The sequence below is a fragment of the Paeniglutamicibacter sp. Y32M11 genome (genome assembly GCF_019285735.1).
GTDB lineage: Bacteria > Actinomycetota > Actinomycetes > Actinomycetales > Micrococcaceae > Paeniglutamicibacter.
Genome location: NZ_CP079107.1, coordinates 3,447,282 through 3,463,230 on the forward strand (window position 1 = coordinate 3,447,282; position 15,949 = coordinate 3,463,230).

General features: G+C 61.7%; 14 protein-coding genes. 4 read left to right on the top strand and 10 right to left on the bottom strand.

Translation table 11 applies throughout. The annotated features are described in order from the left end of the window. Positions 1-124: 124 nt before the first annotated feature. The 3 genes from KUF55_RS15305 to KUF55_RS15315 form a co-directional block, all read right to left on the bottom strand. On the bottom strand, positions 125-940 hold the full coding sequence (locus KUF55_RS15305) for an ABC transporter permease subunit (RefSeq protein WP_218817158.1): 816 nt from the start codon (positions 938-940) through the stop codon (positions 125-127). Then, positions 937-1,884 carry an ABC transporter ATP-binding protein gene (locus KUF55_RS15310; RefSeq protein WP_218817159.1) on the bottom strand — a complete coding sequence of 316 codons (948 nt, stop codon included), beginning with the start codon at positions 1,882-1,884 and terminating at the stop codon, positions 937-939. The genes KUF55_RS15305 and KUF55_RS15310 overlap by 4 nt, the downstream gene beginning before the upstream one ends. A gap of 145 nt (positions 1,885-2,029) precedes the next feature. Further along, positions 2,030-2,854: an IclR family transcriptional regulator gene (locus KUF55_RS15315; RefSeq protein WP_132359688.1), complete on the bottom strand. Its 825-nt coding sequence runs from the start codon at positions 2,852-2,854 to the stop codon at positions 2,030-2,032. A 48-nt stretch (positions 2,855-2,902) separates the two neighbouring features. Between KUF55_RS15315 and KUF55_RS15320 the strand changes: the two genes are divergently transcribed. Beyond that, a complete protein-coding gene (locus KUF55_RS15320; protein ID WP_218817160.1) occupies positions 2,903-4,201 on the top strand; it encodes an aromatic acid/H+ symport family MFS transporter in 1,299 nt (432 codons plus the stop codon). A 179-nt stretch (positions 4,202-4,380) separates the two neighbouring features. On the opposite strand, the gene KUF55_RS15325 is transcribed toward KUF55_RS15320, so the two are convergent. Beyond that, positions 4,381-6,120, bottom strand: a complete 1,740-nt coding sequence (locus KUF55_RS15325) for an L-aspartate oxidase (RefSeq protein ID WP_218817161.1) — start codon at positions 6,118-6,120, stop codon at positions 4,381-4,383. 77 nt (positions 6,121-6,197) lie between these two features. On the opposite strand from KUF55_RS15325, the gene KUF55_RS15330 reads away from it, so the two are divergent. After that, positions 6,198-7,139, top strand: a complete 942-nt coding sequence (locus KUF55_RS15330; RefSeq protein WP_218817162.1) for a LysR family transcriptional regulator — start codon at positions 6,198-6,200, stop codon at positions 7,137-7,139. A gap of 93 nt (positions 7,140-7,232) precedes the next feature. Here KUF55_RS15330 and KUF55_RS15335 read toward each other — a convergent pair whose 3' ends face one another. Next, complete coding sequence (locus KUF55_RS15335; protein WP_132361170.1) at positions 7,233-7,901, bottom strand: ABC transporter ATP-binding protein; 669 nt, start codon at positions 7,899-7,901, stop codon at positions 7,233-7,235. A gap of 78 nt (positions 7,902-7,979) precedes the next feature. Next, on the bottom strand, positions 7,980-9,464 hold the full coding sequence (locus KUF55_RS15340; protein ID WP_218817163.1) for an ABC transporter permease: 1,485 nt from the start codon (positions 9,462-9,464) through the stop codon (positions 7,980-7,982). Positions 9,465-9,748: 284 nt separating this feature from the next. Between KUF55_RS15340 and KUF55_RS15345 the strand changes: the two genes are divergently transcribed. Together KUF55_RS15345 and KUF55_RS15350 are read left to right on the top strand one after the other, a co-directional pair. After that, the gene (locus tag KUF55_RS15345) at positions 9,749-10,570 is read left to right on the top strand and encodes a DUF4184 family protein (RefSeq protein WP_218817164.1); all 822 of its coding nucleotides are present in this window, start codon (positions 9,749-9,751) and stop codon (positions 10,568-10,570) included. A 200-nt stretch (positions 10,571-10,770) separates the two neighbouring features. After that, on the top strand, positions 10,771-11,262 hold the full coding sequence (locus tag KUF55_RS15350; protein ID WP_218817165.1) for a nucleoside deaminase: 492 nt from the start codon (positions 10,771-10,773) through the stop codon (positions 11,260-11,262). Between the two features lie 41 nt (positions 11,263-11,303). On the opposite strand, the gene KUF55_RS15355 is transcribed toward KUF55_RS15350, so the two are convergent. The 4 genes from KUF55_RS15355 to KUF55_RS15370 all read right to left on the bottom strand — a co-directional run bounded on the left by KUF55_RS15355 (position 11,304) and on the right by KUF55_RS15370 (position 15,948). Continuing rightward, positions 11,304-12,929 carry a carbohydrate-binding domain-containing protein gene (locus tag KUF55_RS15355; RefSeq protein ID WP_218817166.1) on the bottom strand — a complete coding sequence of 542 codons (1,626 nt, stop codon included), beginning with the start codon at positions 12,927-12,929 and terminating at the stop codon, positions 11,304-11,306. A 54-nt stretch (positions 12,930-12,983) separates the two neighbouring features. After that, entirely contained in the window at positions 12,984-13,805 is an 822-nt protein-coding gene (locus KUF55_RS15360) for a polyphosphate polymerase domain-containing protein (RefSeq protein ID WP_132359704.1), read from the bottom strand. A gap of 61 nt (positions 13,806-13,866) precedes the next feature. Continuing rightward, entirely contained in the window at positions 13,867-14,538 is a 672-nt protein-coding gene (locus tag KUF55_RS15365; RefSeq protein WP_218817167.1) for a DUF4956 domain-containing protein, read from the bottom strand. A gap of 417 nt (positions 14,539-14,955) precedes the next feature. Continuing rightward, a complete protein-coding gene (locus KUF55_RS15370) occupies positions 14,956-15,948 on the bottom strand; it encodes a glycine betaine ABC transporter substrate-binding protein (RefSeq protein WP_218817168.1) in 993 nt (330 codons plus the stop codon). Between the last annotated feature and the right edge of the window lies 1 nt (position 15,949).

Here is a 15,949-nt window from a genome sequence, read left to right on the forward strand (position 1 = left end):
CCGGGTGGTTCCGGGGGCCACCTCGGCCCCGCCCCCGGGTGGGCGTCCCGTCCGTAATCGGCCCATCCAGCGTCGACTTCAACTCGGTCGCACGTCGTGTCAATCGAGAGTCCGGATCCGGCAGCTAGGCTCCCCCGACATCGCGGCGGCGGAGCGCGAAGACGGCGAGCGCAACGAAAAGGACGTTCAGGCCCGCCAGTCCCCAAAACGCGATCCAGTCCACGCCGTTGGCCACGGGCTGCCCGCCGAGCGCCCAGTGGTACGGGGAGAATGCGTGCATCCATTTCAAGTCCTCGCCCTGGTTACCCAGCGCGTTGAGCACGTAGCCCCCGACTGCCACCAGGGAGCCGGCCGCGGTTCCGTGCGTCCGGTGCCCGCCCACGGCCCCTCCCAGCAGCGCCGCCGTTCCGCCGAGCAGGACCAGAAGAAGGAACTGCGCCACCGCTTGGAAGAGCGTTCCGGCGTCAAGTCCCAGCTCCGAAGGCCCGTTCAGCGCCAGCACCCCCGCGTAGATCACCGCCATGAGGAAGGACATGCGCAGCAGCAGTGCCAGGGACCGTTCCAGGACCACCTGCGTGCGCGTCACCCCGTGGGCGAGCGTGAGTTCGAGCAGGCCCGCATCCTCGTCCTCGCCGATCGCCGCCGCCCCGGTGCCGATGGCCACCGCCGAGGAGAGCATGAATCCCAGCAGGCCGAAGTAGGTCGCTTGGGCGTAGCCGGCGCCCGTCGCGATCTGGTCGTAGTTCAGCGCCCGGATCAACTCCTCGGGCAGGGAGGCGAGCAGTTTCTCCATGTCCGGGCCGGCCATGGACGGGTAGAGGGGAAGGTAGAGCGCCAGCACGGAAACCAGCACCAGGGCCCAGACGAGCGTGGAACGCCAGGTGTCCAGCAGCGCCTTGCCCATCAGCGGCAAGATCGGGCGGCGGGCGTCGGGCGTCATTGCCGCGACTCCCCCGCGCGATGGCGTCCATTCCCGGGGAGGGAACCGTAAAGCTCGAGCACCGCTTCCTCTAGGTCCGGCTCCTCAAGGACCAGGTCGAGCACCTCGACCCCGGCCAGGGCGTGCAGAAGCGCACCGACCTCGCCGGAGAAACGCGCCTCCAGCGCCCCGGCCCCGTCGCCGAGCCGTTCGGTGTCCAGCAGCTCCAGGCCGGGGAGCGGTTCCAGCGCCGCGGCAAGTGTCTCGGGATCGGTGGAGGCCAGGACGCGCAGCCGGCGACGGGCACCTGCCCGCAGCTCCTGAACCGTGGCGGTGCGCACGATCAATCCGTCGCGCAGGATCGCTACGCGGTCCGCCGCCTGTTCAATCTCCCCGATCAGGTGGGAGGAGAGGAAGAGCGTCTGCCCGCGCCCGCGGGCGTCCTCCACCATCCCGAGGAATTCGCGCTGCATCAGTGGGTCCAGGCCGGAGGTGGGTTCGTCAAGGATTAGCAGCTCCGGATCGTGCATGAACGCCTGCACCAGCCCAAGTTTCTGTTTGTTGCCCTTGGAGAGCTTGCGCGACTGCCGGTCCAGTTCGAGTCCCAGGCGCGCGGCCAGTTCCTCGACGCGGCCGGGGGCCACCGGCCCGCTGATGGCGGCAAAGTGTTCCATCATCCGCCGCCCGGTGATCCGTCGCTCTAGGGCGAGTTCGCCCGGGAGGTATCCGATGCGGCGCCGGATCTCGGGGCCTGCCCGGCGCGGATCGGTGCCGAGCACCCGCACCTTCCCGGCCGTGGGCCTGATGATGTCCAACAGGCAGCGCATGGCGGTGGTCTTGCCTGCGCCATTGGGCCCGATCACTCCGAAGACGCTGCCGCGCGGGATTTCGAAGTCAATGCCACGCAGGGCCTCGCGGTGGGCGAAGCTCTTGGCAAGGCCCTGCACCTCGATGACGTTCTCCATGTCGCGTCCCTTCCCAGGGTTCCCGCTTCGGGGCTCCCAGCCTCATTCTCGTCCCTGCGCCCGATCAATGCCAGAGGACCGCATGACATGGGCCGTTGTTGCCCGCGGCCGGCGCAATCGAAAAGGGTCTATTCCGGCGCCGGCTCTACCCGGGCGAAGGCGGCTGGCCCCGGTCCGGCCCCGAGCCGCCGGCCACCTCGCTCAGCCGCTCTTCCAACAGTTTGGCGGTGCGCGCCGTCTCTGCGAGCAGGCCCGCGTCGAAGACCTCCCGGAAGCGGGATTGTGGGATGGCCACACTGATGCCGCAGACCACTTCGCCGTCGGCGTTGGTGATGGCCATCCCCAATGCGCTGACCCCCTCTTCTGTCCCTTCGAAGTTGGCAGCGAACCCGCGTTCCCGAACGAATCCGAGTTCGCGCACCAGCGCGGCATAGTCCGCCTCATTAAGTCTGCGCGCGCTGGCCGTTTCCCCGCAGAAGAGCTGCTCGAGCTCGTTCGGGGCGAGCCGGGCCAACATGGCCTTGCCTGCCGAAGCACGATGGGCCGGTAGCACCGCACCTTGGCGGTCGCCGACGCGTACCGGTTTCGAACCCTCGATGGTCGATAGGAAGCGGACTTCCCCGCCCACTCGTACCATCAGGTTCACGGTTTCCCGCACCGTGGCCGCCAGGTCCTCCAGCAACGGCTGCGCCAGGGCACGCAGCTCGCTGATCCGGCCGTGGCCTGCCGGTCCGGCCCCGAGCGCGGGACCGGGAACGTAACCGCGGCCCCTCGCGCGTTCGGCAAAGCCGCGATAGATGAGCATGGCCAGCAGTCGGTGGGCGGTGGAGGGCGAGACTCCGAGCTCGGCGGCCGCGTCCTTGAGCCGGAGGGAACCATGGTCTCGCAACAGCTCAATGAGCTTCAGGGCGTTGTCGACCGCCTCGATGGGGTAGCGGGGGATCTCGCGGCTGACCCGTAATTTCTGCACTACAGAATTATACGGTCCGTCATACTGAGACCGGCAACACTTGTACCTATGACTTTTTCCACATCGAGCGCCGTTGCGGGTCCTACCGGACAGACCATGGGCGATTCGGCGCAGCCGGCAAAACCCAGGAACATCTCAAACCGCAAGGCCGTGCTGGCCATTGTGACCTGCTGGCTGCTGGTGGTTTTTGATGGATATGACCTCATTGTGTACGGCACCGTGCAGTCCTCGCTGCTGGCGATCGATGACTGGGGCCTGACCCCAGCGACGATGGGCACCATCGGTTCGCTGGCCTTCGTGGGCATGATGATCGGTGCGCTCGGAGCCGGCCGTTTGTCGGACATGTTGGGACGACGCCGCACCATCCTTGCCTGTGCGATCATCTTCTCCACGCTCACCGTCCTGTGCGCCTTCGCCCCCAACCCCCTGGTATTCGGTGCCCTCAGGCTCTTGTCCGGCATCGGTCTGGGCGGACTGGTTCCCTCCGCCAACGCCATGGTCGCCGAACTTGTGCCAGATCGCTGGCGTTCGACCATGGCCACCTTGATGATGTCGGGGGTGCCGATTGGTGGTTCAATCGCCGCCGTCACCGGCATCTGGGTTATCCCCGCGTTCGGCTGGGAAGCCATGTTCCTCATAGCGATCATTGCTCTGGTAGTCGTAGTTCCCTTGGGGTTCCGCTACCTGCCCGAAACGCTGTCCTTCAAGCACCGCAGCGGACCCGGCGCACGCCGCGGCTCGGGCTTCGGCCAGCTGCTACGCGCCCCCTATGCCGGCGCCTCGATACTCTTCGCCGTTGCCTCACTGGCCATCCTCTTCGCTTGGTACGGTCTGGGCACCTGGCTGCCCAACCTCATGGAACAAGCCGGCTATGACCTGGGATCCGCGCTCACCTTTGCACTGGCTCTGAATTTGGGTGCCGTGGCAGGCTCCGTCGTCACGGCCTGGGCCGGAGACCGCTTCGGGGCTTCGCCCACGGCAGCAGCCGCCGCTTTGGTGGCAGGTATTGGCCTGGCTGTGATCATGACTTCGCCACCGGTCGGCGTTGTCTACGCGATGCTGATCCTTGCCGGTGTGGGCACACATGGCACCGCCGCACTGCTGATTGCCGCCGTGGCTAACCACTACCCTGAGCGTTTGCGCGGCACCGCGCTGGGCTGGGCAATGGGTATGGGCCGCATTGGCGCCGTCGCCGCTCCGCAGGTCGGAGGCTTGCTGCTGGCCTCCGGGCTTGGGGTGAACTCGAACTTCATGGCTTTCGCCTTCGGCGCGGTGTTGGCCGCGGTTCTATTCGCCGTCATTGCATTCCGGGTCAAGCCCGTGGCAGATCCGGCGGAGCGGGGCTAGAAGCCCATTCCGGACGACTCTTCGTTCAGAAAAGCCGAAGTACGGGCGCTCCCGGCGTCAGAAGCGTCGAAGCGTCGAAGCGTCGAAGCGTCGAAGCGTCGAAGCGTCGGCAATTTTCATCCAAAGCTGTGGCCCGGCAGGGAATCTGCGGGGCCACAGCTCAACGCCGCGATCGAAGACTACTCCACCAGCTTCCCGACGCTCGAGACCTCCTTGATTAACTCGGCGACCTCCACGGAAATATCCGGGATTTGTTCACGAACAATTCCTGCGGACGGGGACCACACCAGGTTCACCTGCAGTTCCGGATCCATTTGCGGGTAGTCACTGCGGTTGTGGCAACCGCGGGTTTCCTTGCGTTCCAGCGCAGCCTCGAGGGTAGCGCGGGCAGCCAGTGCGGAACCCAATAGATCGAAGGCGTGGGCGAGGTCCTGGTATCCGGCAATATCCGGGTGGATCCCCACATTTTCCATCCGCGCTTCGATCTGAGCCAGCTTGGCCAACCCGGCTTTCAGCCCGTCCTCATCACGCACTACTCCCGCGTGTTCGGTCATCATATTGCGGATGGCCCGCTGCAACTCCCGGACGTTTTCCTGCCCGTCCGCCACCAATAGGTCATCGATCTCCGCCCGGGCGCCGGCAATGGCTTCGGCCGAACGCTGCTGAGAATCCAATCCGGCGGAGTACTTCGCCGCGGCGCGTGCCACGATGCGGCCAAAGACCAACAGCTCGATCAGCGAGTTGCCACCCAACCGGTTCGCTCCGTGCAATCCGCTGGAGGCCTCACCGATCGCGTACAGGCCCTGGACATCGGTGCTGTGATCCTCGGGACGCACCCAGACCCCGCCCATCGAATAGTGCGCGGTGGGGGCAATCTCGATCGGCTCGGCGGTGATATCGAGCATCTGCGTTTCCATCATGGTTTGGTACACCCGAGGCAGTCGCTCCATGATGACCTCCCGAGACAGATGGGAAACGTCAAGCCAGATTCCACCGTTCTTGGTTCCGCGACCTTCCTTGATCTCGGTATAGGCCGCCAACGCCACCCGGTCTCGGGTGGAGAGTTCCTTACGGATCGGATCGTAGCGTTCCATGAAGCGCTCCCCCAGCGCATTGCGCAGGATGCCGCCCTCTCCGCGGGCGGCTTCGGAGATTAGGGTGCCGGCGGCATTTTCCGGTTCGATGATGCCCGAGGGGTGGAACTGGACCAGTTCGGGATCCCGCAACCGAGCTCCGGCGTCCACGGCCAGGCGGAAGGAGTCACCGGTGTTTTCATCCCTGCGCGAGGAGGTGCGGCGCCAGATGCGGGTGTGGCCGCCGGCGGCGAGAATCACGGAGTCGGCATGGATGAGGTATCGCTTGCCGGTGTTGATGTCGAAACCATACGCGCCAAAGATCTGGTTGTCTTTCACCAGCAAACGCGTGACGTAGACCGAATCGAGGATCGGGATTTTCAGCTCTTCGGCCCGGTTCACGAGGCTGCGCTGGATTTCCAGTCCGGTATAGTCACCGGCAAAGGCGGTGCGGCGGAAGGTGTGCGCACCGAAGAAACGCTGCGAGATCCGGCCGTCCTCCTCACGGGCGAAACCCATGCCGTAGCGTTCCAGATCGCCGATCCCCTGCGCCGCTCCGCGGGCAACAATTTCGACGGTGTGTGGGTTGGCCAGGAAGTAACTTTCCTTGATGGTGTCGGCCGCGTGTTGCTGCCAGGTGTCGTCCTTGTCCATGGTGCCCAGCGCGGCGTTGATGCCTCCGGCAGCCAGCGAGGTGTGGGCGTCATTGCGCGGACGCTTGCCCAGAGCGAGGACGTCCACCCCCATTTCTGCCAGCTCGATGGCCGCCCGAAGGCCCGAACCGCCGGTGCCAATGACCAGGACCGTAGTGGAAATCTGTTGCTCATTCTTGGGTTGGTTTCTCATGTCTTCAACGCTAAGAAGGCTTCCACGATTAGTCCAATGAATCATTTGAGTCATGTCGATGCATATAAGCTATCAATATGAATTTGGAACAGCTCCGAAGCTTCGTAGAAGTTGCACGAATCGGCCATTTCACGCGAGCCGCCGCACTTTTACATCTGGCCCAGCCCTCGTTGAGTCGGCAGATCTCTACGCTCGAATCCGACCTTGGCGCGGAGCTTTTTCACCGCGTCCGGGGGAACATCACACTCACCGACGCCGGTGAATCACTCCTTCCGCTGGCTCGGCGCATGCTTGCCGATGCGGAATCCGTGCGCTACGAGATGCAGGAACTTGCTGGTTTAAAGAAGGGCCGGGTGCGGCTCGGGGCAACCCCGACACTATGCATCAGCTTGGTCGCCGATGTCCTGACCTCGTTCCACGCCGCCTACCCGGGCATCGATCTACATCTGACCGAAAAAGGGTCACACGGCCTGCTCGAAGAGTTATCCGAAGGTGCACTGGACATTGCCCTGATCACCACCTCGGAGGATCCACAGAACGCGTCCAGCATTTTGCAAAGGACTCCACTGCTCACCGAGGAACTTGTCCTCATCTCTTCGGCGCGTAGCGAGTTACTCATGGGTCGTGAGTCCATGACGCTCGGAGACATAGCAAAACTCCCGCTCATCACCTTCCACGAAAGCTACGACCTGCGGGCAACCACCATGCAGGCGTTTTCGGCATCGCGGCTCAACCCCACCGTGGTTCTGGAGGGAGCCGAAATGGATGCGGTCCTGCGCTGTGTTGAACGCGGGCTCGGGGTGGCGGTGGTTCCCGCCATGGTCATGGTCGATCGACCGGGGCTTCGATCGGTCAGGATTACCGAACCCCGGCTGACCCGTTCAATCAGCATTGCGCATCGCCACGACGTGACCCTGACACGCGCCGCGGCAGCGATGCAGGAAATGATCATCAATACCGCCGATCTGCTCGCCGCCGCACACACCGGTGCCGCAGCCACCATTACCCGCTTGCATTAAGCCCCTAGCCGAGAGCAGGTCATGTCCGTCCGAATCTACGACGGGCCGTGGCCGGGCGCTCCCTTTTGGAGATCCAACCACGGACCGCAGAGCTTAGACCTGTTCGGTGATTTTGCCATCCCTGATTCGGAGTCGACGCTGAGCGCGAGCAGCAACGGCAGAATCGTGGGTGACCATCACGATCGTTAACCCTTCACTCCACAACTGCACAAAAAGCTCCATGATCTCATCGCGCGTTGCCTCGTCAAGGTTGCCGGTGGGCTCATCAGCCAACAACGCCTTCGGGTTTTTAGCCAAAGCACGAGCGATTGCCACTCGCTGTTGCTGGCCGCCGGAAAGCTCACCGGGAAGGTGGGTGGCCCGTTCAACCAATCCCACCGATGCCAGCGCTGCCGCGGCGCGCGTCGCACGCTCCTCTGCAGGCAGCTTCAGCGGAGCCAAACCCATTTCAACGTTCTCCTGGGCGCTGAGAGTGGGGATGAGGTTGTAGTGCTGAAAGACGAAGCCAATATCGTGGGCCCTGATATCCGCAAGTGCCCCATCCCCCAGCGTGGAGATAGCCTTTCCCCCGACGCTCACCGTTCCGGAGGTTGGCCGATCTAGGGCTCCAAGCATCTGCAACATCGTTGATTTACCGCCACCGGTGGGACCTTGGATGGCCACCAGCTGGCCGGCGGGTATTTCCAAATCCACCCCGTTGAGCGCATGCACCGTCCTGCCCTTTTGCAGGTAGCTCTTTTTTACCGCTTCAAGTCGGAACATCATCGTAATGTCCTGGCTCGTGGTGATGGTGGATTCGGTCTGTGTCAGTTCACTCATTGTCATTTTCTCCTTGTTTTCCTAGGCAACCGAGCGAAGGGCTTCGGCCGGGCGCAGACGCGCAGCACGCCAGCCGCCCAGAACGCCGGCCAGTAGGCCACCGGCGATGGAAATGGCTACGGCGATAATGATCACCGTTGGGGTAATCGGCAGGTTCAAAACAACGTTTACAGCGTTTGAGGCGGCACTGGTCACGGCATTTGCAGCACCCGGAATGCCACCGGGTCCACCCATGACGCCCGGTCCTCCAGCACCGGTTGTGGCTGCGGCTGCGGTGAGCGTTGGCGAGAACACATTGATGATCACGATTCCGACGAGGCCAACAACGACACCCAAGATGCCGCCGAGTACCGACTGGACCACTGATTCACCAGCGACCTGTCGCACGATGTTTGAATTGCGCCACCCGATGGCCTTCAATGTTCCGAATTCACGGGTTCGACGAGACACGCCGGAGAGCGTGAGCAAGATGGCCAATAGGAAAGCGACCGCCAGCACAGCAATGGACAGCCAGGTACCCAGCGAGGTTACGAGGCCCGAGGCAGTGGACAGGGAACCGGAAACCGTCGAGGCCAGATCCTCCTGAGTGTTCACGGTGTTATCCGGTAATGCGGTCTGTAGATCTGATTTCACCGCAGCGATCGCCGAAGCGGAGGCAGCCTGCACGTAGACGGTGCTGATCTTATCCGCACTATCAGAGAGTTTTTGTGCCACATCCAGTGGGATATAGGTATTAGACGCCGACTCGGCATCCGCACCGGATCCCGCAACGATACCGACGACGGTGAACTTGGTGCCACCGATATCAAGCTTATCGGCCAGCTTGAGTTCCTCGGTGGTTGCATAGGCCGCATCAAGGACAACGTTGTTCTTACCCGCATCATCGGCGGTAAGCAGGCGGCCGTCCTGCAGGGTTGCCGTAGTCAGTGGACCAATGGCATCTGCAGCGGAATCCACTCCCATGACGGTGAACGAATTAACGTCGAACTGACCACCACCGCCCATGCCTCCGCCTTCCGGCGGGGCGCCGCTGGCGGCCCCGGGCGCTTGGGCGTTATCGCCCATGGCGCTACGTTGGGGAAGTTCACCGTCGAAGGTGGAGTTGGTCAGCGACAGAACACCCGAGGCAGCCGCGACGCCCACGGTAGAACTGACGGTATTCACCGCATCCGAATCGAAGGTCGCCGAACCGCGCGTGGTACTCAGTATCGACTGGTTGACCTCCTGTGTTCCGTCGTCGTCGGTGGATCCTGCATCCCCATCAAATTCAAAGCGGGCTCCACCCGGTGCTCTGCCCGCAGCGGGAGCAGTCGGGGTAGATGTGACGGTGATGTCGGTGCCTAGACCGTAGACAGACTCAAGAGCTGAGGATTGTGCGTCGCGCACTCCTGCCGATAATGCGTTAACGATGATGACCAGGGCAATGGCCAGTGCCATGGCCGCGGCGATGATCGCCGTTTGCTTTCGCCGCCCCGACAATTCGCGCCGCAAATAACGTATGAACATGCGTGTTCCCTCCACTGTGCGGTCTATTACCGCGTTCAACTTCAAGCTATGGGAGGTTTCTATGCTTTGACTTGGGCGGTCCTGTGGGTCAACGAAGCGTGCACTTTGAAGTGGCTATGGATTGACTATGAGCGGGAAATTTCTTTAAGACGGCAAGGAACGTGTTGGTGCCAACACCAAATTCCGTATGGATTATCTTGCTCGACGATTAGGCTTAACACTGGCCCATTCGCATTCAAAATTGTTTGCACCGTGGGACCCGAAACAACTTTTCGAGGATTCATTTGCCTTTCACCCTTGCCCATCCGGCCGCCATCCTGCCCTTCCTGCGTCAGCCCTTTGTACCAATCGCCTTGGTGGCCGGAGCCATGGCCCCGGATCTCCCATACTTCGCCATGGTGTCGTCCACGAGCACTGCTTGGTACGCGAATGTGCTCAACGGAGCCAACTCGCATGATTTCGCCCAAATCCTCTCTGTTGGGCTGCCGCTGTCATTGATTCTGGCCGCAATTTTGTGGCTCGTGGTGAAACCCCTGCGCTGGGCTTTACCCGAATCATGGGTGCCTCAGAAGCCGGTGTTCAAAGGACGGCCCCCAACGAGTGCACGAGTAGCGCTGTGGACGTTCTATTCGTTGATGGTGGGGCTGCTGACCCATCTGGTGTGGGATTCTGTGACTCACACCAACGGCTGGGTCGTTACTCGTGTGCCGTTGCTCGCGAGTGAACCGTTTGCCGGGATCGCCGTTTATCGGTTGCTGCAACATGGCAGCACGCTGGCCGGGCTGGTGATTTTGCTTGTTTGGTATCTCAAACGGCGGAAAAATTCTGATGATCTCGACAAGGAGACTGTGCCCGCGCGTAAGAAGCGGCGTACCATCTTCCTGATCTTGGTCGTATCCATTGCGGCCGTGACCGCTGCCGTCTCCGGTCTGGGATCCAGCACCGTCTTGGAGGATCCGATCGGCGCCGAATCGTTCCTGTGGATCATCATTACCCGTGGTGGGGCAGCATTGCTCGTTACTTTGGTCTGCATTGCCGTCGTGTGGCATGTGGTGGCATTGATCGGCTTGCTTTCTACGCTGACCCGGGCCAACAACCGTCCCTAGTCTTGGCCCCATGGTGGCGTACGGGGGGTCGGGATTGCTAAGTTGTTGATTATCGTCGCGGGCTTCCCCGGGACGGGGATGACAGAGCAGAACCGCCAGTTATTCCACCGCCCGTTTCGTGCGTTGCGGAGCACCGCCTCGGGTAGACCAGGGCATCCTCAATCCGCGCTTCGCCCGAAGAATAGAAAGAAGTCAACACCATGACGGATCACAGCGTTGCAGCAGAAAATCTTGCCGAAGCCGTGGCCATTGCCGCGAATAATGTCCGCAATGCTGGTGGTCCCTTCGGAGCGTTAATTGTCACCGCCGACGGCTCGCGCTTCGAGGGAGTCAACCGGGTTACCGCCAATAACGACCCGACCGCCCACGCTGAGGTCACGGCCATCCGCGCTGCCTGCACCGCACTTGGAACCTTCGATCTGAGTGGTGCGGTGCTGTACACCAGCTGCGAACCGTGTCCTATGTGTCTTGCCTCCGCCCTGTGGGCCCGAGTATCGCGCGTCGTTTTTGCCGCGGACCGGCACGAAGCGGCAGCTGCCGGATTCGATGACGCTGCCTTCTACACCTATTTCGAGGGCTCTGCGACCGAGCGCGAAACGCTCATGCCGGTCGACCGCATTACCGATGCCACCTTCGACAAGCACGAGCCCTTTGCTCTCTGGGCCACTCTCGAATCGCGCATCGAATACTGAGCCGCACAGGCAGTGTTCCCCTGGGGAACGCTGCTGCGAGGTTAGCCGCGGGCGCCGCCCGGGCTCATGCCCTCGCTGTATTCTCCGGCGGTAACGGTCACCAGTTCGGTGGTGTCCGAACCGCTTCCCTGACCTAGTCCCGCCTCGGTGCTGGAGCTACCGCCGCTGGAGAAGGTGTAGCTTTCGCCGTCAACAATTCCCGCACCCGAGTAGATCAGTGATGCTGTCTCGCGGGTGGTGGTGAAGGCCGCGACGGTTTCACCCTCCGTATTGGAGATCTGCACGACGGTTCCCTTGGGCAGTGCCGTATCAAAGATGGCTTGCAGGCCCGACTGGGTTGATGCCTCGCCCGGTGTGACGGCCATCCCGGAGCTTCCCGCGGCGGCAATGGTGCCGCCGGTGACGGTGAAGTCACCGTTGACGTCGATGGGTGCATTGCCGTCATTGGTAGGACCGTTGATCACGGTGGTGCCACCTGTGACGCTTGCGGTGCCGTTGGAATCAAGTCCGTCGCCGTCCGCCATGACGGTGACCTCGCCACCGCTAATGACTAGGGAGAAATCGCCGACTGTCTCGCCGCCGCCCATGCCACCTCCGCCGGGAGGTGTTCCCCCTGCACCTTCGGCCGGGCGTGCGCCGGCACTCTTCTCCTGTGCTGCGGCACCGGTATCACTGGTGGTCTCCGTGGTGGTGGATCCACCGGAGGCGTTGAGCCCGTCATCCGAGGCGGTCACATTGATGACTCCACCGCTGAGCGCGATGTTGGCCGCTTCTAGACCTTCGGCCGATTTGCTGACCGTCACTTTTCCGCCGGTGACGGCAAGCTTGTTGTACGCCTTCACTCCGTCGTCCGCGGCGCTAACCTTCAGGGTGCCGTCCTGAACGAGTAACCAACCGCGGCCTTCGTCCTCTTCGTTGTCCGACTTCACCCCATCGTCACCGGCATCCACGGTGATCGTGCCACCGGTGATCGCGACGTAGTCCTTGCCGCGAATTCCGTCATCCACCGAGGTGGTATTGATGGTGCCGGAGGCGATGACCAGCCCATCGCTGACATTGATGGCGTCGTTGAAGTTGCCTGCCACATCCAGCGATCCATCGCCGGCAATCGTGAAGTCTGCCTTCGAGTAGATGGTGGCGTTGGCCGCGTCCTCGGAGGTATCGGAGTATTCGTTGGCGTCGGAGAGCTTGTTGGTGGTGCCGTCCTGCAGGTACAGCAACACCTCGTTAGCCTCGGTGACCACCAGTGGGGAGCCGGTGCTGTTGGAGATGCTGGCGTTATCGAAGATCAAGCGGACGGCGGCTTCCTCCGGTGCCGAGATGGTGATGTTGCCGTCGCTGAGGGATCCGGAAATCCGGTAGTCACCGGCCTCGCTGATGGTGATCTTATCCCCCTCGATGGTGGCTCCGGCGCCCGAAGAAGTGCTGGCCCCATCTGCTAGTGCAATGTCCGTTTCTTTGGCCGAATCCCAGACAAGATCATCGGAGTCGAAATGAGTATCGGCGGCGACGTCGGTGCTGGTGTCCGCGTTGGTTGTGGCCACCGCCGTCGTCGCGGTGGTGGCGGTGGCCGATAATGCGCCTGCACCGCCATCGGTCGAGCAACCCGCGAGAAGGAGTGAGAGGGACAGTGCTGCAATCGAAAAAATGTGGGCTTTGCGGGCCATGTCGTGGTCCTTTACTAAAGGGAGAGTTGGAGGGAGGTGAGAAGGACGGGCGTTTCAGCCCAGTGGAACAATCTGCAGCGTGTGGGTGAGCGTTTTGTGCCATTTATTGGCCGGTAGCTGTGGGTGCAGTAGCGCCAATCCGGTGGCAAATTTGGAGATCTTGCTGGGCCGAATCCCATGGGCCCAGAGTCTGCGGTCCATGGTTCCGGGGCTGGACCCCGATTTGGTTTCAATGACCACCGAACCGGCCAGTCTGGCCCCGCTGCCATCGGGTAGCCGCCAGAGTAGGTCTTCGTCGATGGTGACTCGTGATCCACAGCCCGGAAGGAAGAGGGTGGTTCGGTTGTAGTCGGTTTCGATGACCGGGGAAAGCCGCAGCGGATCGATCCGCGCGTATTGACCAAGCGTGTGTTCGAGGGTCTCGGCAATGTAGGAGTGTCCTTCATCGGTCAACCGCGTCCGGTCGCTGGGGTCATATTCGATGCGCTCTTTCACCGTGGCTTCTCTGGCTCCCTCGGTCTTGACCTCTAGGAAGGTGGTTCCGGTGTCTAGGTAGCTGCGGGTGCGAATCTTGAAGCGGCGGCGGCGGCCGGTGGCGGCGGATTTGTAGCTGAGTGCTTCGGGAGTATCGAAGTACACCGAGTTGTAGCCAAAGCGGCGCAACCCGTCCATGTGAAGCACCCGGGCCGTTGATTCCAGGCCGGAAAGTACCCGCATGGCGACCGGCAAGGGAACAACATATTTGCGGTCAACGCGGATTTGCAGCGCCGCAACCACGTTCAGTTCTTCCAGCCCGATCGGATCCAGTCGAGCTGCGAATTCAAGTGGTGCGTCCTGGGGCGGTTCGTGGCTCGTGGTGGTGGCGGGCTGTTCCATGGTGGGGTCGCGTCCTTTCCGAAGGCGGCGGTTGATCGGGCGTGGTGGTGGTCTTTTTCAGCTAGCGTTGGGCGCGCGGTGCCGGGCTTGCTCCCGGAAATTCGGTGGGCGTCGCGGAAATTGAGCTCTGGGAGGCGGCCCGATCTGGTAGCTGCTCGGATGGGATCGATTCGATGTCCGGGGCATGGCCCAACGGTGCTTCATAACGCACCTCAACAAGTGTCTTGTCATTGACCAGATCCAGCTGCTTGATTTCAAAGGTGTGCACCCGGCCACCCAAGACACGTTCCAGCTCGAGCTTCAGGCTGGCATCGTGGCTGATAGCCCTGTCGAGGATGACTTGCTGGTGGCGGTAGCGCGGGAGCACCGAGGGGTGATCACCAATCCACAGTGCCACCACGATCATGGCCATCAAGGTGATTCCCAGCCAGAGGGGGGTGACGCCAATGCCACCGATGAGGCCCAGTGCCAGCGCCGCGAAGTAGTACGCCACTTCGTGCTGGGAAAGTTCGGAGGAGCGCAATCGGATGATCGACAGGACGCCGAAGAGCCCAAGTCCGAGACCCACACCGGCGCTGGAGCCGGAAAGTGCGGCGGCGACGGCCAGCACGCCAATGTTGACGCTCAAATAGGAAACCATGAGATCGCGCCGTCGGTGTCGACGCAGATACAGGGCAAAGGTCAGGATGGCAATGGCAATAACGTCGGCGCCAAGCATGATCGCGGTATTCACGGTTTATTCCTCCAGAGTTGGGCAAATGTTCTTCCACTAACTCTGGCCGCAGCTCCTGTGGGTAACGTATATTCTGCCCATGGCGGGGCTATGACCTCGCTATATGCACCAGGCTCCGGCCGGTTTCGAGTGAAACCACCCCCCACACCGTCGTCGTTTCTCCCCTTTCCCTTGTCCGATACCCAGCAGGAAAAAGCTGACGTTCCTGGAAGTGGGCAGGTCCCAAAGTGCTTTAGCATCATGCCCACCACAATTCGTGGGCAAACTCTGTCCACCGGTCTGGAGCACCTTCCCGTCCGGTGGCATCAATCGTCCGCAAACGCCCGATCTACGACGCGGATTGGAGATGAAAGTGCCTCGGGCCGGTTTCATGTGAAACCAACCCGAGGCACTTTTTGGTATGCAGCTTTTGCTCCGTTATGGCTCGGAGATAAAGCCTTCCTTGACCATCCATTCGAATGCAACATCTGCTGGTTCGCGTCCATTGACGTCGACCTCGAGGTTCATTTCACGCAACGCTTCGTCCGTCAGCTTGGGAGAAATTTTCGCGAAAACTTCTTCAATGCCGGGGTACTTGTCGGCAAACTCCCCGAAGAAAACGGGTGCCACGTTGTACGCAGGGAAGTAACCCAAGTCGTCTTCAAGCACCGTCAGGTCCAGTGCCTTGATACGGCCATCGGTGGTGAAGACCTCGCCGAAGTTGCAGTTGCCCTTGTCGGTGGCGCTGTAGATCGCCCCGATGTCATAAATCCCGACGTTTGAATCCGGCACCGAAGACGGGTCGCCGCGCTTGAGTCCATAAAGATCCAGCAAGGGATTCAACCCATCGGAACGCGAATTGAATTCGGAGTCAACACAGAAGGTCAGTTCCTTGGTATCCAAATCCTTGAGCTGAGACAGCTTGGAGATTCCACCGAGCTCTTTAATACCTTCGGAGCGCACGGCCAGGGCATAGGTGTTATTCATCGGTGCTGGGTCGCCCCACACGATGCCGTTTCCTATCTCTTGGTCGTGCACTGCCTGCCACTGCTTAGGCTGGTCCGCAATCCCCTCGTCATGACCGAGATAGGTCATCCACGCGGTACCGGTGTACTCCCACATCATGCTCGCCTGACCGGACTGAATCAGTTCGCGGGCCGGCTGGCTACCTGGCACGTTGGTCAGGTCAATCATCTTAAATCCGGCCGCGCGCCCGGCTAATGCTGCAATCTTGCCCAGCACCAGCTGTTCGGTGAACGCCTTGCTGGTCACGGTCATGCTTGCATCATCGGGCAAATCCGGAAGCGGGGTAATGCTGCCCGGCCCGGCCGGCGGCAGATACGATGCGGCAGGAGAGAGTCCACACCCGGTCAAGAGAACGCCGGCAATGGCCAGAAGTGCGGTTGGTTTCATCCATTTTCGTGGATTCATA

Coding starts and splice junctions, on each gene's coding strand:
- KUF55_RS15305 (WP_218817158.1), bottom strand. CDS start 940: ATGACGCCCGACGCCCGCCGCCCGATCTTGCCGCTGATGGGCAAGGCG.
- KUF55_RS15310 (WP_218817159.1), bottom strand. CDS start 1,884: ATGGAGAACGTCATCGAGGTGCAGGGCCTTGCCAAGAGCTTCGCCCAC.
- KUF55_RS15320 (WP_218817160.1), top strand. CDS start 2,903: ATGACTTTTTCCACATCGAGCGCCGTTGCGGGTCCTACCGGACAGACC.
- KUF55_RS15325 (WP_218817161.1), bottom strand. CDS start 6,120: ATGAGAAACCAACCCAAGAATGAGCAACAGATTTCCACTACGGTCCTG.
- KUF55_RS15330 (WP_218817162.1), top strand. CDS start 6,198: ATGAATTTGGAACAGCTCCGAAGCTTCGTAGAAGTTGCACGAATCGGC.
- KUF55_RS15335 (WP_132361170.1), bottom strand. CDS start 7,901: ATGTTCCGACTTGAAGCGGTAAAAAAGAGCTACCTGCAAAAGGGCAGG.
- KUF55_RS15340 (WP_218817163.1), bottom strand. CDS start 9,464: ATGTTCATACGTTATTTGCGGCGCGAATTGTCGGGGCGGCGAAAGCAA.
- KUF55_RS15350 (WP_218817165.1), top strand. CDS start 10,771: ATGACGGATCACAGCGTTGCAGCAGAAAATCTTGCCGAAGCCGTGGCC.
- KUF55_RS15355 (WP_218817166.1), bottom strand. CDS start 12,929: ATGGCCCGCAAAGCCCACATTTTTTCGATTGCAGCACTGTCCCTCTCA.
- KUF55_RS15360 (WP_132359704.1), bottom strand. CDS start 13,805: ATGGAACAGCCCGCCACCACCACGAGCCACGAACCGCCCCAGGACGCA.
- KUF55_RS15370 (WP_218817168.1), bottom strand. CDS start 15,948: ATGAATCCACGAAAATGGATGAAACCAACCGCACTTCTGGCCATTGCC.